Source organism: Rhodococcus sp. PML026, from assembly GCF_000963615.1.
GTDB lineage: Bacteria > Actinomycetota > Actinomycetes > Mycobacteriales > Mycobacteriaceae > Rhodococcoides > Rhodococcoides fascians.
The window spans coordinates 487584-511506 of sequence record NZ_KQ031370.1; the positions used below are offsets into that span (position 1 = coordinate 487584).

The 23923-nt window shown below is 64.3% G+C and carries 26 protein-coding genes; 12 read left to right on the forward strand and 14 right to left on the reverse strand.

What is annotated here, in order from left to right:
• Window positions 1-115: 115 nt before the first annotated feature.
• The 8 genes from VF34_RS25525 to VF34_RS06850 all read right to left on the reverse strand — a co-directional run bounded on the left by VF34_RS25525 (window position 116) and on the right by VF34_RS06850 (window position 6510).
• On the reverse strand, window positions 116-424 hold the full coding sequence (locus VF34_RS25525; protein ID WP_135043299.1) for a WhiB family transcriptional regulator: 309 nt from the start codon (window positions 422-424) through the stop codon (window positions 116-118).
• Window positions 425-554: 130 nt separating this feature from the next.
• Entirely contained in the window at window positions 555-1682 is a 1128-nt protein-coding gene (locus tag VF34_RS06820) for a cation:proton antiporter (RefSeq protein WP_045841146.1), read from the reverse strand.
• Between the two features lie 15 nt (window positions 1683-1697).
• Window positions 1698-1898: a hypothetical protein gene (locus VF34_RS06825; RefSeq protein WP_027495568.1), complete on the reverse strand. Its 201-nt coding sequence runs from the start codon at window positions 1896-1898 to the stop codon at window positions 1698-1700.
• A 154-nt stretch (window positions 1899-2052) separates the two neighbouring features.
• Entirely contained in the window at window positions 2053-3078 is a 1026-nt protein-coding gene (locus VF34_RS06830; RefSeq protein WP_032374968.1) for a zinc-binding alcohol dehydrogenase family protein, read from the reverse strand.
• Window positions 3075-4538 carry a bifunctional aminoglycoside phosphotransferase/ATP-binding protein gene (locus VF34_RS06835; protein WP_032374969.1) on the reverse strand — a complete coding sequence of 488 codons (1464 nt, stop codon included), beginning with the start codon at window positions 4536-4538 and terminating at the stop codon, window positions 3075-3077. The genes VF34_RS06830 and VF34_RS06835 overlap by 4 nt, the downstream gene beginning before the upstream one ends.
• Window positions 4539-4580: 42 nt before the next feature.
• The gene (locus VF34_RS24290; protein WP_052061494.1) at window positions 4581-5177 is read right to left on the reverse strand and encodes an Rv1733c family protein; all 597 of its coding nucleotides are present in this window, start codon (window positions 5175-5177) and stop codon (window positions 4581-4583) included.
• Window positions 5178-5308: 131 nt separating this feature from the next.
• A complete protein-coding gene (locus tag VF34_RS06845) occupies window positions 5309-6199 on the reverse strand; it encodes a universal stress protein (RefSeq protein ID WP_196249590.1) in 891 nt (296 codons plus the stop codon).
• A gap of 5 nt (window positions 6200-6204) precedes the next feature.
• Entirely contained in the window at window positions 6205-6510 is a 306-nt protein-coding gene (locus VF34_RS06850; protein ID WP_155288687.1) for a three-helix bundle dimerization domain-containing protein, read from the reverse strand.
• 234 nt (window positions 6511-6744) lie between these two features.
• Here VF34_RS06850 and VF34_RS06855 point away from each other — a divergent pair, with 234 nt between their 5' ends.
• On the forward strand, window positions 6745-8166 hold the full coding sequence (locus VF34_RS06855) for a DUF4389 domain-containing protein (RefSeq protein ID WP_045841147.1): 1422 nt from the start codon (window positions 6745-6747) through the stop codon (window positions 8164-8166).
• On the opposite strand, the gene VF34_RS06860 is transcribed toward VF34_RS06855, so the two are convergent.
• Entirely contained in the window at window positions 8141-8914 is a 774-nt protein-coding gene (locus tag VF34_RS06860) for a sulfite exporter TauE/SafE family protein (RefSeq protein ID WP_032374972.1), read from the reverse strand. The two genes, VF34_RS06855 and VF34_RS06860, sit on opposite strands and share 26 nt — an antisense overlap.
• A gap of 126 nt (window positions 8915-9040) precedes the next feature.
• Here VF34_RS06860 and VF34_RS06865 point away from each other — a divergent pair, with 126 nt between their 5' ends.
• The 3 genes from VF34_RS06865 to VF34_RS25245 all read left to right on the forward strand — a co-directional run bounded on the left by VF34_RS06865 (window position 9041) and on the right by VF34_RS25245 (window position 11635).
• Window positions 9041-10420 (forward strand): MBL fold metallo-hydrolase, encoded by a 1380-nt coding sequence (locus tag VF34_RS06865; RefSeq protein ID WP_032374973.1) that lies wholly within the window; start codon window positions 9041-9043, stop codon window positions 10418-10420.
• Between the two features lie 286 nt (window positions 10421-10706).
• Entirely contained in the window at window positions 10707-11138 is a 432-nt protein-coding gene (locus VF34_RS25240; RefSeq protein ID WP_032374974.1) for a hypothetical protein, read from the forward strand.
• The gene (locus VF34_RS25245) at window positions 11135-11635 is read left to right on the forward strand and encodes a flavodoxin domain-containing protein (protein WP_032374975.1); all 501 of its coding nucleotides are present in this window, start codon (window positions 11135-11137) and stop codon (window positions 11633-11635) included. Before VF34_RS25240 ends, VF34_RS25245 begins: the two co-directional genes overlap by 4 nt.
• On the opposite strand, the gene VF34_RS06880 is transcribed toward VF34_RS25245, so the two are convergent.
• The gene (locus VF34_RS06880) at window positions 11610-12062 is read right to left on the reverse strand and encodes a DUF1003 domain-containing protein (RefSeq protein ID WP_032374976.1); all 453 of its coding nucleotides are present in this window, start codon (window positions 12060-12062) and stop codon (window positions 11610-11612) included. The genes VF34_RS25245 and VF34_RS06880 overlap by 26 nt on opposite strands.
• 90 nt (window positions 12063-12152) lie before the next feature.
• Here VF34_RS06880 and VF34_RS24930 point away from each other — a divergent pair, with 90 nt between their 5' ends.
• Together VF34_RS24930 and adhP are read left to right on the forward strand one after the other, a co-directional pair.
• A complete protein-coding gene (locus VF34_RS24930; RefSeq protein ID WP_155289616.1) occupies window positions 12153-12299 on the forward strand; it encodes a hypothetical protein in 147 nt (48 codons plus the stop codon).
• An 18-nt stretch (window positions 12300-12317) separates the two neighbouring features.
• A complete protein-coding gene (gene adhP, locus VF34_RS06885) occupies window positions 12318-13328 on the forward strand; it encodes an alcohol dehydrogenase AdhP (RefSeq protein ID WP_032374977.1) in 1011 nt (336 codons plus the stop codon).
• 91 nt (window positions 13329-13419) lie between these two features.
• Here adhP and VF34_RS06890 read toward each other — a convergent pair whose 3' ends face one another.
• Window positions 13420-13866, reverse strand: coding sequence for an ATP-binding cassette domain-containing protein (locus VF34_RS06890; protein WP_080733408.1), 447 nt, complete (start codon window positions 13864-13866; stop codon window positions 13420-13422).
• Between the two features lie 87 nt (window positions 13867-13953).
• The gene (locus tag VF34_RS06895) at window positions 13954-14865 is read right to left on the reverse strand and encodes a universal stress protein (RefSeq protein ID WP_032374978.1); all 912 of its coding nucleotides are present in this window, start codon (window positions 14863-14865) and stop codon (window positions 13954-13956) included.
• Window positions 14866-15060: 195 nt separating this feature from the next.
• Here VF34_RS06895 and VF34_RS06900 point away from each other — a divergent pair, with 195 nt between their 5' ends.
• The 4 genes from VF34_RS06900 to VF34_RS06915 all read left to right on the forward strand — a co-directional run bounded on the left by VF34_RS06900 (window position 15061) and on the right by VF34_RS06915 (window position 19274).
• Window positions 15061-15732: a response regulator gene (locus VF34_RS06900; RefSeq protein WP_032374979.1), complete on the forward strand. Its 672-nt coding sequence runs from the start codon at window positions 15061-15063 to the stop codon at window positions 15730-15732.
• Window positions 15725-17431, forward strand: a complete 1707-nt coding sequence (locus VF34_RS06905; RefSeq protein WP_080733394.1) for a GAF domain-containing sensor histidine kinase — start codon at window positions 15725-15727, stop codon at window positions 17429-17431. The genes VF34_RS06900 and VF34_RS06905 overlap by 8 nt, the downstream gene beginning before the upstream one ends.
• A 119-nt stretch (window positions 17432-17550) precedes the next feature.
• Window positions 17551-18393, forward strand: a complete 843-nt coding sequence (locus VF34_RS24295) for a universal stress protein (protein WP_139278416.1) — start codon at window positions 17551-17553, stop codon at window positions 18391-18393.
• Window positions 18390-19274, forward strand: coding sequence for a universal stress protein (locus VF34_RS06915; RefSeq protein ID WP_052718642.1), 885 nt, complete (start codon window positions 18390-18392; stop codon window positions 19272-19274). Before VF34_RS24295 ends, VF34_RS06915 begins: the two co-directional genes overlap by 4 nt.
• Before the next feature lie 11 nt (window positions 19275-19285).
• Here the strand turns inward: VF34_RS06915 and VF34_RS06920 are convergent, their stop codons facing one another.
• A complete protein-coding gene (locus VF34_RS06920; protein ID WP_045841149.1) occupies window positions 19286-21676 on the reverse strand; it encodes a phosphoketolase family protein in 2391 nt (796 codons plus the stop codon).
• Window positions 21673-22551 (reverse strand): universal stress protein, encoded by an 879-nt coding sequence (locus tag VF34_RS06925; protein ID WP_032375146.1) that lies wholly within the window; start codon window positions 22549-22551, stop codon window positions 21673-21675. Before VF34_RS06925 ends, VF34_RS06920 begins: the two co-directional genes overlap by 4 nt.
• Before the next feature lie 150 nt (window positions 22552-22701).
• Between VF34_RS06925 and VF34_RS06930 the strand changes: the two genes are divergently transcribed.
• Both VF34_RS06930 and VF34_RS06935 read left to right on the forward strand, forming a co-directional pair.
• Window positions 22702-23097, forward strand: a complete 396-nt coding sequence (locus tag VF34_RS06930; RefSeq protein WP_032374983.1) for a DUF6153 family protein — start codon at window positions 22702-22704, stop codon at window positions 23095-23097.
• An 82-nt stretch (window positions 23098-23179) separates the two neighbouring features.
• Window positions 23180-23803, forward strand: coding sequence for a DUF305 domain-containing protein (locus VF34_RS06935; protein WP_032374984.1), 624 nt, complete (start codon window positions 23180-23182; stop codon window positions 23801-23803).
• Window positions 23804-23923: the final 120 nt, after the last annotated feature.

Genomic DNA, 23923 nt, shown 5'->3' on the forward strand with positions numbered 1-23923 from the left:
TGATTGTTGCGCACCTGACGTCCATGCAGGTCAAAGACCGAAAGACACGCGGTGAAAGCGACAGACCGTGCCGTAGCCGTTACCGGTGGCGTAGTGTTCCGTAACCGCCTCGTTATCAGGCAGCCGGGTTGGCCAGAGGTCTCCCGATCAGAAGTTCGAGGGTGCGGTAGGCATCCGTTCGCCGACCGTTGCTGGCATTGTCGTGATACGCCGCGCCGGCGACGACCACGCCGACCGGAATTCGACCCGACTCGATATCGCGAGCCGTCTGCTCGGCGCAGTTCCGCAACACCGGGCAGTCGGCGCACAGCCGCCATGCCTTCTCTGCGCGTTTGCGTCCGTGCCGAGGAAGTTGTTGCGAGTCGTATGCATCCATGTCTTCGATGCACGCACCCTTGAGGCGCCAGACCTGGTCATCCGTCATCGTCGTGATCCGTTTCGCGTCGTGCCGATCGTTCCACAACGCTTATTCCCCATCCCTGGAGACTCGAAACAACCAAATGCCTTGCGGCGCCGAAGACCCGCCGTTGGGCCCCGCAGTTCTGGCCCACCGCTCAGGCAGGACGACGAGCAGCAGACCGAGATATGACGGCCGCCGCCGCGATGGTCACCAGTGCGCCGAGCACGATGGCGGGGCCTTCACCGGGTGCCAGCACGCTGCTCTGCTCCCCGAGAGTCACGGCCGAAACCGGAACGCCCAGTTGGGCGGCCGCGAGTATCCCAAGCCCGACGGGCTGGCCTGTCGCGCGCATCGCACCGTGCACCGCGATTGCACCCAGACCCAACACGAGCCCCAGCACGATCATGCTCGGGTGGCCACCCAGTGCACGCAGGTCGAGTGACGCGCCGAGCCAGACGAAGTACAGCGGACCCAGGAAACCTTCGGTGATGGCGAACAGCTGTTTCGCCAGACGTCGCGGTTCTCCGATCGCAGCGATGGCCAGTCCGAAGCCGAAGCCGGCCAGCATCACCGACGCATGAGTGTGGACCGCGAGGGCCGTGAGGCCGAACAGCAGAACCAGGTTGAGTCGCAATTCGAGAGCGAACTTACGCTGGGCAGATACATGGTGGATTCGGCGGCGCAGTCCGGTGAGGTCGAAGTGTCGCAGTACGAAGAAGATCGCGGCCGCGGCAGCGATGACCGTGATGGATCCGAGCGCGGCCGGAACAGCGCGCGGTGGATCGATCACCAGGGGTAGAGCGACGATACAGACTGCGTCGGCGATCGCGATCTGTGGCAGGAAGGACATCAGCCCGGATGTGGCCGTCTTGCTGGATTCGACTATCGGCATGATGACCGCGGCCGAGGACGATGCCATCAACACCGCGTAGAGACCGGGGTGCGGTGGATCGAACGCAGTGGAGACGGCCCAGCCGAGTGCGGTAGCCAGCAGCCCGACGGCCACAGCCCGCGCAGCGCCCACCCGGAGGCCGACCCTCAGTCGAGGATCGCGAATCGGTACCTGACTGCCCGCCACGAACATCACGAGCGCAAACCCGACCTGCGCCAGAAAGCTCAGTGTCTGCTCACTCGGATCGATGACGTCGAAGCCTGTGTGACCGATGACAATTCCAGCGACGAGTTCTCCGATGACAACCGGTATCCGAAGCCCACGCGGAAGCGCCAGAAGTGGGCCGAACAAACCCACCGCGGCACACAGGGCGAGCGTCTCGAAGGTCATACGACCCCGCCGACGTCAGGCAGAGTTCAGCGTCGGGTGCATGTTCGGCGGCAGCGCCGACGCAACGAGATCACGAGGGTGCAGCACGCCTTGCTCGGCCATCATCAGTCTCATCAGCTGCTCGACAACACGCAACTGCGCCGCCAGAGGGCTGCGCATGAGTTTGCGCTCGTAGTCGATGCGGGCGGACCGATATTCGGTGTCGAGATCGCTCATGTCATCGTCTCCTCGAACGGGTCTGCTTCGTGTCGACGACTGCCAGGACGACAGTCCTGAGCGTACGACGACCAGAGGGCTGTGCCATCGGCCCAAGTGCCCTCTTATCAAGGCCACTCGGCCCTTTCGCGGTGTCCGGGCGCGTCGCCCGGTTTCACATCACGATGACCGCGGCACCCGCGAACCGGCCGTGCCGCAGATCTCGCAGGGCATCCGGCACGTGGGCGAACGAGTACTCCGTGGCCTCGACTTTCAGGCGGATTCGACCGCAGATCTCGAGAAATGCCCGTGCATTCTCTCTGGTGTTCGCTTCGACACTGCGCAAACGCTTTTCGTGGAACAGGTGTCGCTGGTAATTCAGGGCAGGGACATCGGTCATGTGGATTCCGGCCAGTACGACGGTTCCGCCCGGTACGAGTGCGTCGAGCGCCACCGGCACGATCTCACCGATCGGCGCGAACACGATCGCTGCATCCAGTTGCTGGGGAGGCGCGGCAAATGTGTCCTGTGCGGAGTCGAGTCCGAGAGACAAGGCGAACGCGCGAGCAACAGGATCCCTGGTCATCACGTGCACCGTGGCTCCGGCCGAACGAGCGAGCTGGGCGACGATATGTGCGCTGCCCCCGAATCCGTAGAGCCCGAGTATGCCGTTGGCGGGAAGCTCGGCAAGGAGCAGTGCTCGGTAACCGATGATTCCTGCGCACAACAGGGGCGCGAGCTCGGCGGTGCGGTATCCGTCCGGCAACGCGAGAGCGTAGTCAGCGGGAACAACCGCCCACTCTGCGAACCCTCCGTCGTGATCCCAACCGGTATAGCGGGATTCGGCACACAGATTCTCCTTCCCAGCGGTACAGAACGAGCAGGTCCCACACGTGTGCCGAAGCCACGGAATTCCCACGCGGTCGCCGACCCGGAACGAGGTGAGGGTATCCACCCCGACGGCAGACACGACCCCCACGATCTCGTGCCCGGGGACGACGTGAGGGGCGTGCACCGGAAGATCGCCCTCGACGACGTGAAGGTCCGTCCGGCACACACCACACGCCTCGACCGAGACCAACAGTTCTCCCGGTCCAGGGATCGGGCGGCCTTCGTCGACGAGCTGCAGCGGACTGTTGTCCACCGACCCGGGGACCGTTGTGCGCCAGACTTTTCCGAATTCGCCGTCGAGATGTGTCATCGAGTGCGCGCAGCGGCGAGTGATCGGGCAGGAGTTCCGTCAGTGTCGATCACGGTTGCACTCGGCCAGGGGCAGCGGGAACGGGCCATGGCGTCGTACACCGACGTGGACGCGTCCGAGGCCCCCCGAGGTCGAGTCGCGATGCGGTCCAGAGAAATTCGCCTCGGAACCCGGCACTCGAACTCGACGAGATCGCTGTGGGTGTCGGCGGCGAGCTCCCGTGCCTGCTCTCGGGTGTGCTCGTCGTTCCACGATGCGTCGATGATGACAGAACGGCCCATCGTGACCTGCTCGTGCGCTCGACGCATCATCTCGGCGTAGGTGCCTGCTGTCCTCTCGGATGTATAGAGTCCGCATCCGACAGCCGCCGGATGCGGTGACCGCGGATCGAGTCCGGCGCGCTGCTTACGCACCACATCGCTCGACAACACCACGGCTCCGCTACGTTCCCCGAGCGCTGCCGCCATCGTGCTCTTGCCGGTACCGGGCAGGCCTCCCACCAACGTGATGGTGACCGCCGAGGACGCCAGGTGGTCCAGCGCGAGCTGCATGTGGGCGAGCGCGTCGGTCTGCGAAGACGGATGACCCTGATGGAAGCGAAGGCAGGCCACCTTGGCGCGCACGGTGGCGCGGTAGGCGATGTAGTGATCGATCAGCGAGCAGGGAGGATCGTCTTCGGTCGCCTCGAGGTACGACGCCACGAAGCGTCGTGCCGCGTCGGGGCGACCCTGAAACTCGAGATCCATTGCCAAGCAGGCGACGTCGTCGATCCCGTCGAGAAAGCGAAGGCGGTCGTCGAAGTCCAGACAGTCGAGTATCCGGGGGCCGTCGGGCAGACAGAAGATGTCGTCCGAGAGAAGGTCGCCGTGCCCGTCGACCATGTGGCCCTGCGAAATACGCTGATCGAACAGGGCGGCACGCCCGCTGACGTAACGTGCCGACAGACTCTCCAGTCGCTCGACGAGCGCCGGCTCGAGCACGCCGACCGCCAGCCAATGCAATTCGGCGATGTTGTTGCGCCACCTCTCTTCCACAGCACTCTGTCGTCCCTCGTCGTCGATGCGACTACTTCGATGGCTGTTCTTGTGGGCGACCCCGGCCGCCCGTGCGACCAGATCGACCGTGTTGCCGATATCGTCGCCGGCCGCGGCACGAGCAGACAGTCGAGTGGAGTCGGGAAGACGACGCATCTTCAGCACTGGTTCGGCTGGACCGCCTTGCGGGTCGGTGAGCTCGGCAATGCCCAGGTACACATCGGGTGCGAATCGCGAATTCAACGAGAACTCGCGTTCGCACGCTGTCCGTCGAGAGTCGACGGTCCGAAAATCGAGAAAATCCGTTCGGATCGGTTTCTTCATCTTGTAGGCGAAGTCGCCGAACAGGAAAACGTAGGCACTGTGGGTTTCGTGGACCACTGCGGCACTGTCGGCCGACGGATCGCAATCGACGACTGCAGGCATGGTGCATCCTTCGAAAGGTGTTGGAGAACAGGTTGGACAGCACTACCGCGACGGGTGGTTTCGCGCCTGCAGAAAATCCTCCCAGTCGGTGTCCCAGTGCCGCATGCGGCTTCGGTCACCGGCGACGGTGGTGAGGTAGACCAGGAATCCGACGAAGACTGCGCCGAGAACCCATACGAACATGGCCGTGGAGGCACCGTTGATGACGGCACCGACCGCACTGACGGGCGCATGCACGAGGGTTCCGTTCGCATCGCACCAGATCGGAGTGGTCTCACCGATCTGCACGTCCGAGGGAACCTCGGTCGATTCCGAGCGAATCGACCCGTCCGGTGCACTCCATTGCACCGTTGCGATACCGGTGGCGAGCGTGGTGCTGTCGCCGCCGGCACTCCTGGACTGCACGGCGTCGATCACTCGGGCGTCGACCTGAACGTATTCTGCCCGTTGCTGTTGCGACCGCGACGACAGGTCGTTGTAGGTCACCGAGCCGATCGTCGCCGCGACGGGTATCAGTAACAGAAGGACAGCGACACCGACGACGAAGGCCGTTCGTTCGATCCTGTCGGGCAGTCGCATCAGCGGATTGGAAGACCAAGGACTCTGGTGCCACCACCGGTGCGCGAGTTCTGCGAGCATGCCGTCACCTACCCCTCACCGCCGTGTGTTCGGCGTCGATTACGAGTCTCCGACGCTGCGCCCTGGTAGGTAAGGGCACAAGGTCCCGATACGCCGAGGGCGGTGGACCGTGAATTCGATCGATCGAAGAATCAACGCACCACGAGGATCGGGCCGCCCGACGCATGCACCAGTGATCGTCCGATCGAGCCGAGAATCGGAGCGGCCCACGGTCCGTGCCCGCGGCTGCCGACCACGAGAAGGTGTGCGGCCTCCGATGCGAGACGAAGTTCGTGCTCGGCCGAGGACTCGAGCACGTGTAGGTGCACGACAACGGATGGGTGTGCGGACGCGGCAGCTGCGACGCGTCCGCCCAGCCAATGCAGGGTTCGCATTCGTTCCGGTGCAGACTCTTTCGGAGCAGGACGTTCGTGGGGAGAGCGGACGTGCAGAACGGTGACCGGGACACCGAGTGCGTCCGCGCACCAGAAGGCTGCGTCGATCGCACGGGTGCAGGATTCGGATCGATCCACCCCGACGACGACCGGCGAGTTCGGCGCGGCGTCTCGGGGCTGGGCACGCCACACCAGAACCGGGCACCGTGACGCCATGACGATTCGAGTTGCGTTGCGGCCGAACACGATGTCTCTGATCGGACCTGAGGTATGACCGCCGATGACGAGCAGATCGGCAGTCTGCGACAGTGCGCCGAGAGCTGAGGCGATCGGGTCGTCCGTCAGAATCGAATCGACGACGATACCGGGGTCGATGCCGAAGAGCTCGCTGCGAGCCGATCGGAGGAGCCGCCGACCCTGTATCTGCACCCTCGATCGTGTGGATTCCTGGTTACCCACTGTCGGTGAGTGTCGCGATATCAGCGCGTGCACGAGGCGAATTCGCGATCCGGTGATCGATGCCATGCCCGCCGACCAGATCAGTGCGCCGCGCGATTCCCGTGTCCCGTCGAGCGCGACGACGATGTCACCCCACTCGGGTTTCGCCCAGAACCCGGGAGCGGAGCCCGCAGGGCGATTCTGCGGCACCGTGCTCACCATGATCGTCCGACCACCGGTGCCAGGGCGCGACGTATGTCGACCGCGACGTCAGCGAGATCTTCGTCGATCGCACGCTCGGCTTCGAGTTGTTCGAGGAGCACCCGAGCTCGATTGGCGGTCAACGGAAACAGGTGGCCGCGAAGGCGTGCCGTCGAGTTCAGTCGGTCGTATGTGGCAAGGACTGCATCGTCGACGCTCGCACGAGTCAGATCGGGGTACCTCTCGGCGAGCATCGCGGCAATCGATGCCAATTCACCGGTCAACGGCAACGTCGATGGTGCCGAATCGATCAGGGTCATGAATGTCTCCCATCCAGGCATTTCAGCCCGGGACGGCACCGTTCACCGGTGGGTGGATCGTGGGCGCAAAGAGCTTGTCCACCGAGGGTGGCCGACGCGTCTCACGTGATGTAGGGCCTTTCGTCGGCAGGCCGGTTACCGAAGGCCCCTCTGTCGTCGTCGCCGGCCTCGTAGCGTCGTCCGGACTGCCGGATGCCCGAAGCAGTACGAGCTGTATCGACCGAAGGATGCCCGATGGGAATCAACAGAATTCTCGCGCTCGTCGTCGGATGTGTGGTGGCATTCGTGTCCTTCGCCATGCTCGGTGTCGGCCTACTCCTGTTCGCCGGTTACCTCGCGCAGGACGACGAGGGGCGAATCAGCTTGCCGACTGCACCGTTGACGACGGCGTCGTATGCGCTTGTGTCCGAGGACGTCTCGCTGGTCGGTGCGATCGACTGGCAGGTGGCGGACGAAGTGACAGTCTCGGCCCGGGTCACCTCGTCCGACCCTGCACGCGAAGTACTGATCGGCGTCGCGCCCACCGCGGAGGTCGACGACTACCTTCGCGGTGTGGCGCACACCGTGGTCACCGACGTCGAGTTCTCGCCCTTCCGGGCTCGATACGACACCGTCGCCGGCGGCGAACCGTCCGGTCCGCCGCTGGATCAGCAGTGGTGGTCGGCCCGCTCGAGCGGCATCGGGACTACACAGGTGGAATGGACGCCACAGGGCGGCTCGTGGACGTTGGTCGTCATGAATGCCGACGGTAGCGCCGGCATCGACGTGGACGTGAGTGCAGGCGTTCGAGTGCAGTCGCTCGGACCGGTGGCCGCATTTGTTCTCGCGGGCTCTGCAATCCTTCTGGTGTTCGGTGTCGTGTCCATCGTGTTCGGAGCGTCCGGGCTCGGGAGGAGGTCCGACTCCGACCCCGTCTCGGAACCACTTGCCGAACCCATCCCGGTGTCCGGCAGCATCGAACGGTCTCGATATCCGGTCACGCTGACGGGCGAGCGTCCCGAGTCGCTGTCCCGTGGCTTGTGGATCGTCAAATGGCTTCTGGCCATGCCGCATTACGTCGTTTTGGTCTTTCTCGCGGCAGGGTTTGTCGTCACGACATTCGTTGCCGGCGTGGCCATCCTGTTTACCGGAAGATATCCGCGCGGGCTGTTCCACTTCAACGTCGGCGTTCTCCGATGGATGTGGCGTGTGCAGTTCTACTCGTACTCGGCGCTGGGGACCGATCGCTACCCGCCGTTCACCCTGCATCACGCGAGCTATCCCGCCGACTTAACGGTGGACTATCCCGAAAAGCTTTCACGGGGAAAGGTATTGATCAAGTGGTGGCTCTTGGCAATCCCGCACTACCTGGTGCTCTCCCTGCTGGCCGGCGGCTGGTATGCCGGCTTCCGGCTGGCCGGTAGCGGGGACGCCGGCCCCACGGGCCAGCCGTATCTGTTCGGCTCCGTCCTCGGTGTGCTCGTCCTGATCGTCGCAGTATCGCTGCTGTTCACCGGTCGCTATCCGAAAGGTCTGTTCGACCTGGTGCTCGGCATCAACCGGTGGGTGTATCGAGTCGCGGCCTACGCGGCCCTGATGACCGACGACTACCCACCGTTCCGGCTCGACATGGGACCCGAAGACGTCCCGATCAGCTCAGAAGAACAGCGTCGATGACGACGTACCCGGCGACGGCGAACACCAGGTAGGCGAACAGGCGTTGCAGCCGCGCCGTATCGAGACGAGTTCCGAAGTATGCGGCCACGACGGAGCCGAGGATTGCCGTGCCGGCGAAGGCAAGGGTGATCGACCAGTCGATGGTCGTGCCGCTCAGATGTGAGAACAGACCCGCGACGGAGTTGGCGACGATGATCACCAGCGAGGTGCCGACCGCGACCGACATTTCGATGCCGAGCATCAGCACGAGCACCGGAATGATGAGGAATCCACCTCCGACGCCGAACAACCCGGTCATGAAGCCGACAGCAAGGCCGGCCGGGATCGAGCGCGGTGCGCAGTGTCTCCAATTGATGCCCGATGCCGAAGTGGTGCAGGCTGTTCCGATATCACCCCGCTCGGCGAGCATCCGTGCTCCTGCGGCCACCATCACTGCGGCGAACCCGAGCAGCAATATCCTGTCCGGAAGCAATCGGCCGATGGCGCTGCCGGCGAAGGTCGCGGGAATGCCGGTCGCAGCGAACACCGCCGCCAGTCGCCATTCGACGCGTCCGGCGCGCAGCTTCGGGATCACCCCCACAGCCGCGGCGGCACCGACAACGATCAGCGAGACGGGTATCGCTTCCTCGACGCCGAGGCCGAGGGCGAACACCAGCACCGGAACGGCAAGGATGGATCCGCCTCCGCCGAGCAGGCCGAGGAGAATTCCGATCACGGCGCCGAACCCGAGCGCCAGCCCCACTGTCATCGCGTATTCACTCCCATCGAAGATGCCTGCATACCCCAGGGGGTACTTGACATACCCTAGGGGGTATTGCACACTGTGTCTACCGCCCAGCGACACTCGCTCGGCGACGTCCGGACGGAGGAAACCGTGATCCTCGAGCAGTACTACCTCGAATGCCTTTCCCACGCTTCGTATCTGATCGGTGACGAGGGCACCGGACGTGCGATCGTCGTCGACCCTCGCCGCGACATCGCCGAGTATTTGGACGATGCGGCGAAACACGGCCTCACGATCGAGGGTGTCGTCAACACCCACTTCCACGCCGACTTCGTCTCGGGGCACCTCGAACTGGTCGACGCTACCGGTGCCTGGATCGGTTTCGGCGAGGCCGCCGAGACCGACTACCCGATCCGGCGACTGCGTGACGGGGAGCGATTGTCCCTGGGCGAAGTCGAACTCGAAATCCTCTCGACGCCCGGTCACACCTGGGAGTCGATATCGGTGTTGGTGCGCGAGCACCCCGGGGCCACGCCTACGGCGGTGCTCACCGGGGATTCCCTGTTCATCGGCGATGTCGGGCGACCCGATCTGGTGAACCTGGGGGACGGATCCACCGCCGACCTCGCCCGAGCGATGTACCGCACAGTGCACAACACGCTGCTGGCGTTGCCGGACGACGTCGTCGTCATGCCTGCCCATGGAGCCGGCTCGTCCTGCGGCAAGAACCTGTCCACCGAGCTGACCTCCACCATCGGCGAGCAGCGGGCGACCAACCCGTCGGTGCAGCCGATGACCGAAGACGCGTTCGTCGCGCTGGTCACCGAAGGTCAGCCGGCGGCACCGTCGTACTTTGCCGCCGACGCCGCGATGAACAAGCAGATCCACCCGTTGCTGTCTCCGAGCCGCACGATCCCTGCGTTGACGCCGGAGCAGGTCCGAGGCGAGCTTGCCGCCGGCACCCGAGTGCTCGACGCGCGGAGTGTGGACAACTTCGCTGCCGGCCATCTTCGGGGATCGGTCAATGTGGGTTTCGACGGTCGTTTCGCCGAGACCGGGGGCATGGTTGCGGAGATCGGCGGACGAATCGTCCTCATCGCGTACCCAGGGGAGGAACAGGAAGCCGCACTGCGTCTGGCCAGAATCGGATCGGACAATGCAATCGGCTACCTGGTGGTCGACCGAGACGGAGCATTCCCCGTGGAGCTGACCGAATTGGTCGAGACCGCCCCACGCACCACGGTCGAGCAACTCGACGCCATGCTCGCGGCAGGCGAGGTGACATTGGTGGACATTCGTAACCCCGGTGAACGCGACCTCGGCACGATACCGGTAGCGACGCCGATACCGTTGGCGCAGCTACGAACTCGACTTGCATCTGTTCCGACAGGTAAGCCGATCGTGGTGTATTGCGCAGGCGGGTGGCGCTCGAGCGTGGCTGCGTCACTACTGCGCGCACACGGGTTCGAGAACGTCTCGGACCTGGCCGGCGGATACGACGCCTGGGTCGACGCCCACGTCCCGGCCTGATCGATTCTTACGACTCGTAGAGGAGAAGTTCATGTGTTATCCCGTTACCTGTGCGACGTGCCGCAAGACCGGATGGGGTGGCTGTGGTCGACATGTCGACGCCGTCATGCGATCGGTGCCGGCATCGCACCGCTGCACCTGCGGTGAGAACCCGACGCCACCGCGCGAGGAACGGCGAACTGTGCGGTCGTTCTTTCGCCGCTGAACGACGAAGTGGAGAGAAGTCCTCGTGGCGGCGGACCTTGTGCCCTAGTTCGCGAGTTGTTCGGGCAGCCATGCTGAATCCATGATGTCGACAACGCGAGCGCTCACCACGAAAGACCGACGATGGCCGTGGCTGGGCGCAGTGTGCGCCGGAATTTCCATCAACGCTTTCGGGGGCGCGATCGGTTTGGCCTCGGGTGCCATCGATCTGAGCACCGAGGCGCACGCACGCCTGCCGCTGTCGAATACCGCGCTCGCCGGCCTCGCGTTGGTTCTGGTCGTCGGAGTGCCGATGGGACTGGCGGCGGCGTCGGCTCTTGCGGGTGGCGGCAAGACCGGCCCCATCGCCCACACGGCGGGCGTACTGCTCGCTGCCTGGATAGTGGTCCAGCCGCTTGTGATCGGCGAAACGAGTTGGCTGCAGGGCATGTTCGGCATACTGGGAGTTCTCGTCGCCCTCCGAGGGTGGCGGATCACGGCGTACACGAACCGCCTCGCAAGTCGCACCGCATGAGAATCCTGGTCTCGACCGCCGGACGGCACGGAGCGACGAACTCGCTCGGGCAGGAGATGGCCCGCGTGTTCCGGCACGGGGGAGCCGAGGTCGAGGTCTGCGCTCCGGATTCCGTCGTCGACATCAGTGGCTACGACGCCCTGGTCATCGGAAGTGCCGTCTATTCCGATCGGTGGGTCCCCGCCGCCAAGCGGCTCGTCGAGCGGGTCTCCAGGTCTGCGCACCCACCCGTGTGGCTGTTCTCCTGCGGGCCATTGCATTCGAGCGACCGACCGGTCAACGACACCGCCGACGCCGCACGCGCGGTATCGATGTTGGATGCATCCTCGCATCGAACATTTCCCGGTCGGCTCGACGCGGAACGGCTCTCGGTGGGCGAACGTCAGATCTTCGACAACTCCGGCGCGGTTGCCGGAGACTTCCGAGACTGGGTTCGTGTGTGCAACTGGGCCCGAGAGATCCTTGCCTGTCTCAGGGCTGGGACACCGGGCTCGTAACCTTCGTGGACGTGCCTGCACCGACACGCCGAGCGGACGGGCAGACGTGCTCGTGAATCTCTGCCGCCAACTGTGCCACCGATTCGGTCAAGACGGTATTCGCTTCGATCATGTCCTGCAGCAGTGCGGTATTCGAAAGTGTATGTACGGCAACCTCACTGCTCACCGAGTCCGCGCGCTTGGCCGAGATCAGCAGAATGGCACCCTGCAGTCCTGCCATCATCGACAGGAACAGGTTGAGCAGGATGAAAGGGTACGGATCGAACCCGTCGTTCTGGTTGTACGCGGCCCACAGCGCCATCACGCCCAGGAACAGGAAGACGAACGGCCAGGAGCCCATTCCGTTTCGGACGTAATCCGCCGCACGCTCACCCGTGGTCAGTGCATCACCGGTTCGGACGCCCGGATGTCTTCTCCACAGGTTCATCGTTCGCAAGTCTTCGAATCGGAGGGTGCAGAAGTGTCCATGGTGCCTAGTGTGGCCCCTGATCGCCAGAGTCACCAGGGACGAAAGTCCATGACTGCTGTGCCTTTTGCCTCCCCACGCGCACCTCGGGAGACGTCCCGACCGGTCGATGACTTCCGGCCCTACGCGCCGACCGCCGCAGCGCCGATCATCGACGGTGTGCATTGCTCGACGGTCGAGAACGGCACCGGTTTCTGATGTTGGAGGAAGTTCACGATGAAAGCAGCTGTTGTCACCGAGTTCGGCGGGCCCCTAATAGTCAAGGACATCCCGATACCGCAGCCCGCGCCCGAACAGGTGCTGGTGAAGATAGAGACGTGCGGTGTGTGTCACACCGATATCCATGCTGCGCAGGGGGATTGGCCGGCCAAGCCGACCTTGCCCTTCGTCCCCGGGCACGAGGGCATCGGAGTGATCGAGGCGGTCGGGTCGCAGGTGTCGAAGGACAGAATCGGTGAGCGAGTCGCCATCGCGTGGCTCGGTTCGGCATGTGGCGAATGCGATCACTGTGTCTCGGGTTGGGAGACGCTGTGCGACACGCAACAGAACAGCGGCTACTCGATCGACGGTGCGTACGCCGAATACGCTGTCGCCCATGCGAAGTATGTCGTCCATGTTCCCGACGGGATCTCCTCGTTCGACGCTGCCCCACTGACCTGTGCCGGCGTGACCACGTACAAGGCTGTCAAGGTCGGTGGCGTCACCCCGGCGCAGCGCGTGGCCATCTTCGGTGTCGGCGGGCTCGGTCATATGGCGGTGCAGTACGCCAAGATCGCCGGCGGCTTCGTCACCGCGGTCGATATCGAGGACGAAAAACTCGACCTCGCACAAGAACTCGGCGCAGACCACACCGTCAACTCGGCGACGACCGATCCGGTGGAGGCAATTCAGGCGCTCGGTGGAGCCGATGTCGCGATCGTCCTGGCCGTCATCCCGAGTGTGTTCGATCAGGCCTTCCGGTCGCTACGCCGCGGTGGACGTCTGGTGTGCGTGTCGATGCCGGCGCACGGCGTGTTCCCGATCCCGATCTTCGAGACGGTGGTCGGCGGAATCTCGGTACTCGGCTCGATCGTCGGCACCAGGACAGATCTGCGTGAAGTGTTCGCACTGCACGAGGCCGGACGAACGACGGTATCGGCGGTGTCGCGCAAACTCGACGAGGTCAACGACTGCTTCGACGACCTGATGGCCGGACGCGTCACCGCTCGTCAGGTTTTCGAGTTCTGAGGGGCTCTCCGATCTCGACGAGTGTTCCCCATGGGCTCGATTCGCCGTAGGGTTGCTCGAGGGCAGACACGCGCTGGACCAGCGCGTGTGCTCACAAGGAATCGAGCAGTGATGAATGCAGCGATTCAGGTGCAGAATGCGCGCCGCCACTGACGTCGCGTAGACCGACCAGCTTCAGTACGTCGATGATGCGTGTGACCGGGATACGTTGAGTTTGAGCCAGATACAACAAGTGGTCGTATGCGGTCCGGCCCGGGTGGACGGCCTCGGAATCCAGCAAGGTGCCGACCGTGAGTAGTGGGCGGTGCAGCTGCGCGTACTCGACGCCCCCGATCAGTGCGGTGCCCGCGCTGGGGCGATCCAATCCGACGATCAATCGCATCGTGGTGGACTTACCCGATCCGTTGGGGCCGAGAAAGCCTGTGACGGTGCCGGGTTCGACGACGAACGACAGGTCGTCGATGACGAGCTTCCCGCCGTAGCTCTTGCTCAGTGCGCGTACTTCGATGGCGTAGGCGGCGGTGTCCGGTCGGCTCATGAACACAGCGTGCTCGGCTCGGCCCGGCCGTCGTAGGGCATTAGGACCCTCGTAGGTCGACGAACGGCATTGTCCGGTCGGGGACAGTCACATGATGGGCCGGTGGGTAACAGCGGCGAGGCGACCGGGCGACGGCACGACGGTGACCGGGCAGTGCGCTCGCGTCAGCACCGACCGGCTGGTCGAGCCGAGCATCATCTCCGCGTAGCCGCCGCGTCCGTGACTACCGATCACCACCAGCTGAGCACCTTGGGCGTGATCGAGAAGTGCCTGCACCGGTTTGTCCTTGACCACCACGGACCGCACCGACACCGTCGGATGGAGTCGAGTGTGCGGTTCGAGCAGCCGCGCCAAGTGATCTGCAGCCGCGCGTCGGTTGTCCGGCCACTCCATTCCTCGAATCGGGAAGCCGATCGACAGATCCGTGTCCGACCAGGAGTGCACCGCAGTCAGTGGTGCCGATCGAACATCCGCCTCCTCGAACGCCGACGTCATTGCGGCAGCGCTCGCCTTGGTGCCGTCCACGCCCACGACCACCGGTTGGATCGCGTGGTCGATACTGCCGTCGGTCCAGCCACGCACCACGGTGACCGGGCAGCGAGCATGAGTGGTGACGGCGAATCCGATCGAGCCGAGTGACCGCTGCTCGGTGCCACCGAGCCCCCGCGTGGCAATGACCACCATGCGGGCCGTCTCGGACAGTTCGAGCAATGTGGACACCGCAGAGGCTTCGGACGAGACGGTATCGACGGTGACTGTCGCCGTCCCACGAGACGCAGTCTCCCGGGCCTCGCTGAGAATTCGGTCGGTTTCCGATCTGGCCTGGTGCACCACGGTATCGGGGAGGACGCCCAACCCGGTCAAGACCTTGGGCAGCGACGTCGCCGAGACGACAAGCAGATCGGACAGGTGCAATCGTGCGTCGAGAGCGGCCCAGCGCACCGCGTCCAGAGCCGCCGCCGAACCGTCGACCCCGACGATGGTCGGAAGTGGACCCATCGATTTCCTCCTCGGTCGTGGTGTCGAACATCCATCAGACGCCGCGCACAGCCTCGGGCGCGGCAGGACAACAACACCTGGACCGAGGACTTTGGTCCTCTGTTTCGGTGACGAAAGGTCGGACCACCGCCGCCCGTCCCCCGTAGGCTCAGAAGTCGAGGCGTTCGACATGGACGCAGGTAGAGGGGTGTCGACGTGGTCACGGTGTTCTTGGTGGACGATCACGAAATCGTGCGGCGCGGTCTGATCGACCTCATCGACTCCGATCCCGATCTCGAGGTCATCGGCGAGGCAGGTAGTTTTGCGCAGGCGCTGGCCCGAATTCCGGCCCTGCAGCCCGACGTCGCGGTGCTCGACGTGCGGCTACCCGACGGCAACGGCATCGAACTGTGCCGTGAGCTTCTCGATCGACTGCCGAACCTCAAGACCATGATGCTGACCTCGTTCACCGAGGACCAGGCCATGCTCGACGCGATACTCGCGGGCGCGAGCGGCTATGTCGTCAAGGACATCACCGGCATGGAACTGACCCGAGCGATCAAGGACGTCGGTTCCGGCCGGTCGCTGCTCGACAACCGTGCAGCCGCGGCGTTGATGGACAAATTGCGAGCCGGGACGGCGTCATCGGGCCCTATCGATCACCTCACGCCCCAGGAGCGCACCCTGCTGGATCTGCTGGGAGAGGGCCTGACCAACCGACAGATCGCGGCCAGGATGTTCCTGGCGGAGAAGACGGTGAAGAACTACGTGTCTCGGCTGCTCGCCAAGCTCGGGATGGAACGCCGCACCCAAGCTGCGGTGTATGCGTCGAAGCTCGCCGACGGCGATCCGCCTGCCCACCGGAAACCGGGGTCCCGGGATGGATGACCAGCACGGGGAAACCCGGTCTTCGCTACCGCAACTCCGGCTCGGGGAGCTGCTTGCCGAGGTGCAGGATCGTATCGGTCGCATCGCCGATGCGAGGATTCAAGCCGACGGTCTGCTCGACGCGATGCTCGTCATCACCTCGGGACTCGATTTGGAGGTGACGCTGCGTTCGATCGTGGAATCGGCCGTCAAGCTCGTCGACGCCCAGTACGGTGCGCTCGGCGTGCGCGGAGAAGGCCACGGATTGAGTGCGTTCATCAACTACGGCATGGACGAGGACACCCGGGTGGCCATCGGCCCGCTCCCCACCGGACGCGGGGTACTCGGACTATTGATCGACCAACCGAAAGTGCTACGTCTGGACGATCTGACATCGCACCCGGAATCGGTGGGGTTCCCGCGCAACCATCCTCCGATGAAAACCTTTCTCGGAGTGCCGATTCGGGTTCGCGACGAGATCTTCGGCAATCTCTATCTCACCGAGAAGAAGGGCGGCAAGCAGTTCACCGAGGACGACGAAGTCGTCACCAAGGCGTTGGCGTCCGCCGCCGGCATCGCCATCGACAACTCGAGACTGTACGAGGACTCGCGGGTGCGTCAGGCGTGGATGGAGGCAACGCGGGACATCGGCACCGAGCTCCTTTCCGGGACGGACATCGACGAAGTACTGCAGATGGTGGCGCGTAAGTCGTTGCACCTGACCGGGTCCGATGCGGCGTTCATCGCGGTACCCGAGGACACAGACCAAGCCTTCGGGGATGTCACGCAACTCGTCGTCACGGTCAGCGACGGGCTCGGGGCCGATCGAATGATCGGGGCAGTCGTTCCGATCGAGGGCTCGAGCTCGGGAGTAGCCTTTCGGCGTCGAACAGCGTTGCGGAAGGAGCGACTCGACTACGGGGTCAAGGAACTGGGCTCTGCTTTCGGACCCGCAATGATTTCACCCTTCCGCGTGGCAGAGGGCGTCAGTGGAGTCCTGGTGGTTCTGCGCGCCGCGGGGCGGGGACCGTTCGACGAGACCCAACTCGAACTGGTCTCGAACTTCGCCAACCAGGCCGCGCTGGTGATGCAGATCGCGGACGCCAGTCGGCGGATGCATCAACTCGACGTGTTGTCCGACCGGGATCGTATTGCCCGTGACCTGCACGATCACGTGATTCAGAGGATCTTCGCTGCAGGATTGGCGCTGCAGAGCACCCTGCAGCGCACCGAGTCCCCGGACCTACGGCAGCGTCTGTCCAGAACGATCGACGACCTGCAGGACACGGTGCAGGACATCAGGACGACCATTTTCGACCTGCAGAGCACATCCCACTCCGCAACACGGTTGCGGCAACGTATCAACAGCGCGGTACTCGAACTCACCGAGAACGTCGATATCCGTGCCGTCGTGCGGATGTTCGGACCACTGTCGGTCGTCGACACCAAACTCGCCGATCATGCCGTTGCCGTTGTCCGCGAGACTGTCAGCAACGTCGTTCATCACGCCCAGGGCGACACTGTGACCGTTACTCTGTCGGTGGGGAACGAGCTCGAAATCGTGGTGTCCGACAACGGGGTCGGTATGCCCGACAACACCACCACCAGTGGGTTGTCCAACCTGGGGGCCCGTGCGGCCGAGTGCGGCGGGACCATGACCGTTTGCCCCGGTGCCTCCGGCAGCGGCACCGATGTTACGTGGGCGGTACCACTGCCCTGACGGCTCCAGTCGTTGGTCACCTCTTTCGATGACCTCCGGCCGTTACCGCGAGTGGCGATGAGCTCGTAGCGTTTTCGGTGACGGTGCTGATCCTGCGTCGCACCACCGAGAGGAACCCGATGAACATCTCACACACCACCGGACCCGTTCTGGTCGGAATCGACGGATCGACGGCCGCGCTCGATGCAGTGCGCTTCGCAGTGCGTGAGGCGCGAGGCCGAGGAACATCACTGCGACTGGTACATGTGATCGAACCCCAGATTCAGCGTGAAACGGTATACGGAGCACCCGACGTGGACGGTGACTATGCGCGAACCGTCTTGGACCAGGCCGCGATCATAGCGAGGGCGAGCGACCCGACCGTCATCGTGGAAGCTGTTGTTCTACAGGGTGTCCCGGAAACGGTGATGCTGTCCGAAGCAGCGTCTGCGTGCCTGATCGTATTGGGTGCCAAGACCGAGAATTCGATCGCTGCACGGGTTCTCGGATCCATGGTGCGCACGGTGGTCGAATGCTCACCGAACCCCGTGGCGATCGTGCACACCTTCGATTCCGAGCGCGACGGCGCGGTCGTCGCCGCTCTGGGAGACGCGAAGGTTTCGGCATCGGACCTCGTTGTGGCGCAGGCATTCCACGAAGCGTCGATGCGCGGGGCCAGCGTGTTGGCCGTGCACACCCAGACTGTCTCGACCATTCTGGCCAGCGCCATCGGCGGTCCGGTCGACCATCTGCACCCCGAGTCGGCAATGGACGTCCGGTTGGAACCCTTCAGCGCCGATTATCCTTCGGTGCGGGTCGCGTCGGTCTACGCCGAGGCCGATGCGGGTTCGGAACTGATCGCGGTGTCCGACACTGCACAGCTGCTGGTGGTGGGGCACGAGCGCGATCGCGTGCCGGGAAGCACGTTGACGAAAGTCTTGCGGCACGCCGAATGCCCCGTCCTCGTTGTGCCGCACGCATGAGTACCGTGAACTCGAAGGCGATCGTCGTCGGCGTCGACGGATCCGGTTCGTCACTCGACGCGGTCGGCTGGGCCGCACGCGAAGCCGATTTACGCGGAGCACCGTTGAAGCTGGTGTCTGCGTACCAAATCAGGGCCCTCTACACCAGTTTCGTCGCACTCCCGTCGCACCTCGGCTCCGAGGAGAATGCACGTGCTGATTCGATTCTGACGTCGGCATCCCTCGTCGCGCGGCGGTCGGTCGAGAAACCCGACGCGCTGACGATCATGATCGAACCGATTGTCGGACCGACTGTTCAGGCGCTGATCGACGAGTCCGCCACCGCGTCGATGATGGTGGTCGGCTCACGCGGCAACGGCGAGTACTTCGCCGAGCTGCTCGGCTCTGTGAGCACGGCGGTGGCTGTGCAGGCGCGCTGTCCGGTAGTCATCGTGCCGCGCAGCGTGGAATTACATTCGGCACGGGGACCGGTCGTCCTCGGAGTCGACGCCTCGGCGCACAACCAGGAGGCCGTCCGGCTGGCCTTCGAGGAGGCCTCGCTTCGGGGCACTGGCCTTGTTGCAGTCCACGTGTCGACGGACCGACTCGTCTCGTCACCCGACGCGTCGACGTCGGACAAGTCCGAGGCAATTGTGTCCACCGGCCGAACCGTGTTGGCCGAGAACCTGTCCGGGTGGAGCGAGCTGTATCCCGACGTGGTGGTGAAGCAGACAGTGCTGCGCGGCGACGTCGTCGAACGCATCCTGGGCGCGGCGGTGCGCGCAGAGGCCGTGGTGGTCGGTTCGAGCGGACGCACCGGTTTCAGTGGCCAGCTGCTCGGATCCACCGTTCGGTCACTGGCCCACCGCGTCGACTGTCCGCTGATCATCGCTCGCGGATAGCAACCGATCCGTCACGACCACCGCCATTCGCGAATCTCGGGTAGATCCTCGAAGTGTTTCCGGATGTAGGCGTCGTGCCGGGTCAGTTGGTCCCGGCAGTGCTGCCGCAGTTCCTCGGCACCGGCCGGCACCGTGTGTGCTCGGTCGAGTGCTTCGATCGCCAGGTGGTAGCGACTGATCTTGTTGAGCACCACCATGTCGAACGGTGTTGTGGTAGTGCCTTGTTCGATGAAGCCGCGGACGTGGAATCTCTGCGCGTTCGGGCGGCCGTGCAGCAGCTGGTGCACCGCCCGGGGGTAGCCGTGGAAAGCGAAGACGATATCGACCGACTCGGTGAACAGATCGGCGAACTGATCCTCCGAGAACCCGTGTGGATGATCGGCGACGGGTAGCAGCGCCATCAGGTCGATGACGTTGACCACGCGTACTTGCAGCTCGGGTGTCCAGCTACGCAACAGGTCCGCTGCAGCGAGAGTCTCCTCGGTCGGAACGTCGCCGGCGCAGGCCAGGACTATTTCGGGGTCGCCTGGTTTGTCGGTGTTCTCGGTACCGGCCCAGTCCCACCGTGAGGCACCGGCTGCTGCGTGTGCGCGAGCCTCGGTGAGCGTCAGGTACTGGGGATGGCTCTGTTTGTCGACCACCAGCACATTGACGTGTCCGCGGCTCCGAAAGCAGTGGTCGGCAACGGCGAGAAGAGTATTGGAGTCCGGTGGCAGCCACACGCGCACCACATCCGGTGCCAGAGGGATCACCGCGTCGATCAGTCCGGGCCCCTGATGACTGAACCCGTTGTGGTCGTTGCGCCAGCACGTGCTGGTGAGCAGCACGTTCAACGAGGCGACGGGTGCTCGCCAGGCCAGAGTGGCCGCATGCTGCAGCCACTTGGTGTGCTGAATCAGCATCGACACGCTCACCATCGCGAAAGCCTCGTAGCTCGCAAACAATCCGTGTCGGCCCGACAACAGGTACGCCTCGAGCCAGCCCTCACACAGATGCTCACTGAGCACCTCCATGACGCGGCCGTCGGCGGCCAGGTTGTCGTCGAACTCGGTGGTCGGCAGCTGCCAGCATCGGTCGGTGGCCTCGAACACGGCCTGCAGACGGTTGCTGGCGGTCTCGTCGGGGCAGAACAGGCGGAAAGTGCCACCGCCGTCGGGTCGTGCGTTGTCGAGGTAGATATCCCGCATCATCTCCCCGAGTACGGTGGTCGTCTCGTGCGAGATGCGTCCCGGGGAGTCGATCGTCAGAGCGTAGTTCTCGAGCTCACGAATGACCAAGGGCTGCAACAGCACACCGCCGTTGGCGTGGGGAGTGGCCCCGAGCCTCTTGTCGCCCGTCGGAGTGAGTTCACTGATGTGCGCCGCGGGTACGCCGTTGTCGTCGAAGAGTGATCCGGGATCGTAGGAGAGCAACCACTGCTCGAGCTGCGCCAGATGCGACGGGTTCTCGCGGACGCCGGACAGCGGGACCTGGTGGGCCCAGTGCGTTCCCTCGATCAGCTTGCCGTCGACCTCGTGTGGCCCGGTCCAGCCCTTCGGGGTACGCAAGACGATTGCAGGCCATGCACTTCCGTGGTGCGACTCGCCGCCGCGGGCCGCACGCTGGATTCTCCGAATATCGTCGTGGGCGCGGATGAGAGCGAACTGCAAGGCCGGGAACACCTCTCGCGGATCGTCGCCCTCGACGAAGATCGGTGCCCAACCCTGACCGCCGAGGTAGTCGGCAATCGCTTGATCGGTGCTGCGCCCGAGCACTGTCGGGCCGGAGATCTTGGCGTCGTTGAGATGCAGAATGGGCAGCACTGCGCCGTCACGAACCGGGTTCAGGAACGCCGGGATCTTCCACGAACCCGACAGCGGACCGGTTTCGGCCTCCCCGTCGCCGACGACACAGGCGACCACCAGATCGGGGTTGTCGAACGCCGTGCCCGCTGCGTGGATCAGGGCATACCCCAGCTCGCCACCCTCGTGGATACTGCCGGGGGTCTGCACGCTCACATGGCTCGGAATGCCACCGGGAGTGGAGAATTGGCGACACAGACGACGCACACCGTCGCTGTCGTGCGAGATGTCGGGATAGATCTCGCTGTACGTGCCTTCGAGATAGGTGTTCGCGACCAACGCCGGGCCACCATGACCGGGACCGGTGACATACAGCCAATCCGAACCGGTTCGGCAGATGAGGCGATTGAGCAGTGTGTAGATCATCGACAGACCGGGGCTGGTGCCCCAGTGCCCGAGCAGTCGGGGCTTGATGTGTTCCACCGTCAGTGGTTGCCGTAGCAATACATTGTCCTGCAGGTAGATCTGGGCGACCGTGAGGTAGTTCGCGGCAGCCCAGTAGCGCAGATCGGCGTCGAGTTCATCGGAGCTGTAGGTGGTCTCGGTGGTGGACGCGGTCATCGGTTCGTGGGTACGACAACGACGGGGACATCGACCGAATGCAGCACCGCGCGTGAGGTCGATCCGAGCAGCATCGAGGCGAAGCCGCCCCGGCCGCGGCTACCGACCACGATCAGCTGCGCGCTCTCGGAGGCGCGGACCAGTTCGCGAACGGGTCTGTCCTGAACCACCACCCGGCGGATGGTGACGTCGGGGTAGTCCTCCGACCACCCGGCCAGGCTCTCGGCCAGCGAAGTCTTCTCTGCCAGTTCGGAATCGGCCCACGGACCTTCTTCGTCGCGGGTCAGCACGCTCCCGAGCTCGAGGTCGCTCCACGCGTGTACGGCAACGAGGTCGACACCTCGCATCGACGCCTCGCGCAACGCGAATCCGATGGCCGGCTGGCTGTTGGACGTGCAATCCACACCCACGACCACCGGCCCGTCGCTGACCGTGTTCGACTTGATCACTGCAACAGGGCACTTGGCGTGTGACACGACGGCGGTACTGACCGACCCGACCAATCCGCCGGTGAACTCACCGAGGCCCCTCGAACCGACGACGATCAAGGCAGGTGCGACGTCGAAGTGCGTCAGATTGCGTGCAGCCGAGCCATGTTCGAGACGAGTGTCGAGAATCAGTGAATTGCCTGCCGCGGTCTTGTGAGCAACGTCGACCGCAGCGGTCAGGACCCGTTTGGCCTCGACGTCCGGATCTGCGAACGCGCCGATCCGGAGGCTGATGGCATCGCCGTAGGTTCCCGGTGCGAACAGTGACGACGTGACCAACTCGAGCGGGGCGTGGCGTCGAACAGCCTCGCGCGTTGCCCAACGGACCGCGTCGAGCGATGTGGCAGATCCGTCGACTCCGACGACGACCCGACTCGATGCATTCATGTTGTATTCCCGTTCGTTGACTGTCGTGTTCAGGTACACCTCGAGCATGGCCGGTTCGCTGGAGCGCAGACAGAGTCGGAAGTCCCTCGGTTCGAGCCGGAATGCCCTGACCGCTACCCCTGGGGGGTATGTCTTGCTATCGTCGGTGACATGCATTCAGTGATCCGACGCCGTCGCCCGGGCCTTGCCTCGGCGACCGGATTGCTGATCGCATTGACGATCCTCGGGGTACTGCTGATGCATTCGGTGACGCCGACCACGTCGGCACAAAGCGAGCATGCGGCCATGGCGTCGGCGACCCACCACGAGGACCCGGTTCAGGTGGCAGTCGGTGAGCACGACTGCCCGTCGGCACATCAGATGATGCATCCGTGCGCGGGAACCACCGTGTCGTGGGCTGCGCTGTCGGTCCCGGTGACGAGCGTCGATGGCGTCCACTCGGTCATGTCGGAGGACGGGATCGGTGGGCGCGTCCATTCCATATCGGAGCGTGCGCCGCCGTGGACTCTGTGGGAGTTGGACAGATCGGTGACCTTGCGAGTGTGACAGGCAGCCCGGTGGACGCACGACCACCGGCGGATCGACATACCTAGATCCCTGTATTGCACACTCGTTCAAGGAGATTCACATGCGTACAACACTCGTCGCTTCGGTGGCTGCCGCCACCGTAAGCGCATTCCTCGTCGCCGGCTGCAGCAGCGACACCACGTCGGATTCGTCGATGTCGACTACCTCATCGGCTTCCGTTCAGGATTCGGCATCGGCATCGGCATCGGCATCGGCGGAGTTCAACGACGCCGACGTCATGTTCGCGCGGATGATGTACCCGCACCACGCGCAGGCCGTCGACATGGCTGACATGGTCCAAGGTCGCACCGACAATCCGGACGTCGTGGCACTGGCGTCGGCGATCCAAGCCGCGCAGCAACCGGAAATGGACCGGATGACGGCCTGGCTCGCCGAATGGGGTCAGCCCGCATCCCCGTCGGACATGGGTGAGATGAGCGGAATGGACCACAGCTCGGGTATGAGCATGATGTCCCAGCAGGACATGGACGCCCTGACCGGTCTGTCGGGCCCGGAGTTCGACCGTCAGTGGCTGACGATGATGATCGAGCATCACGAGGGCGCGATCGAGATGGCGAACAACGAGATTGCGGACGGCTCGAACCCCGACGCGCAGGAGATGGCCCGCACGATCGTGGCCACGCAACAGCAGGAAATCGACACGATGCAGCGGATGCTCGGCTGAACTGTTGTCGGTACGTTGCCGGGCCGCACCCAAGACCGGGGTGCGGCCCGGCGGGGGACGGCTGCACGCCGTTGCCCTCGAGTACGCTGTGACGCGCGAGGAATTGTGTTCTGCGGGTCG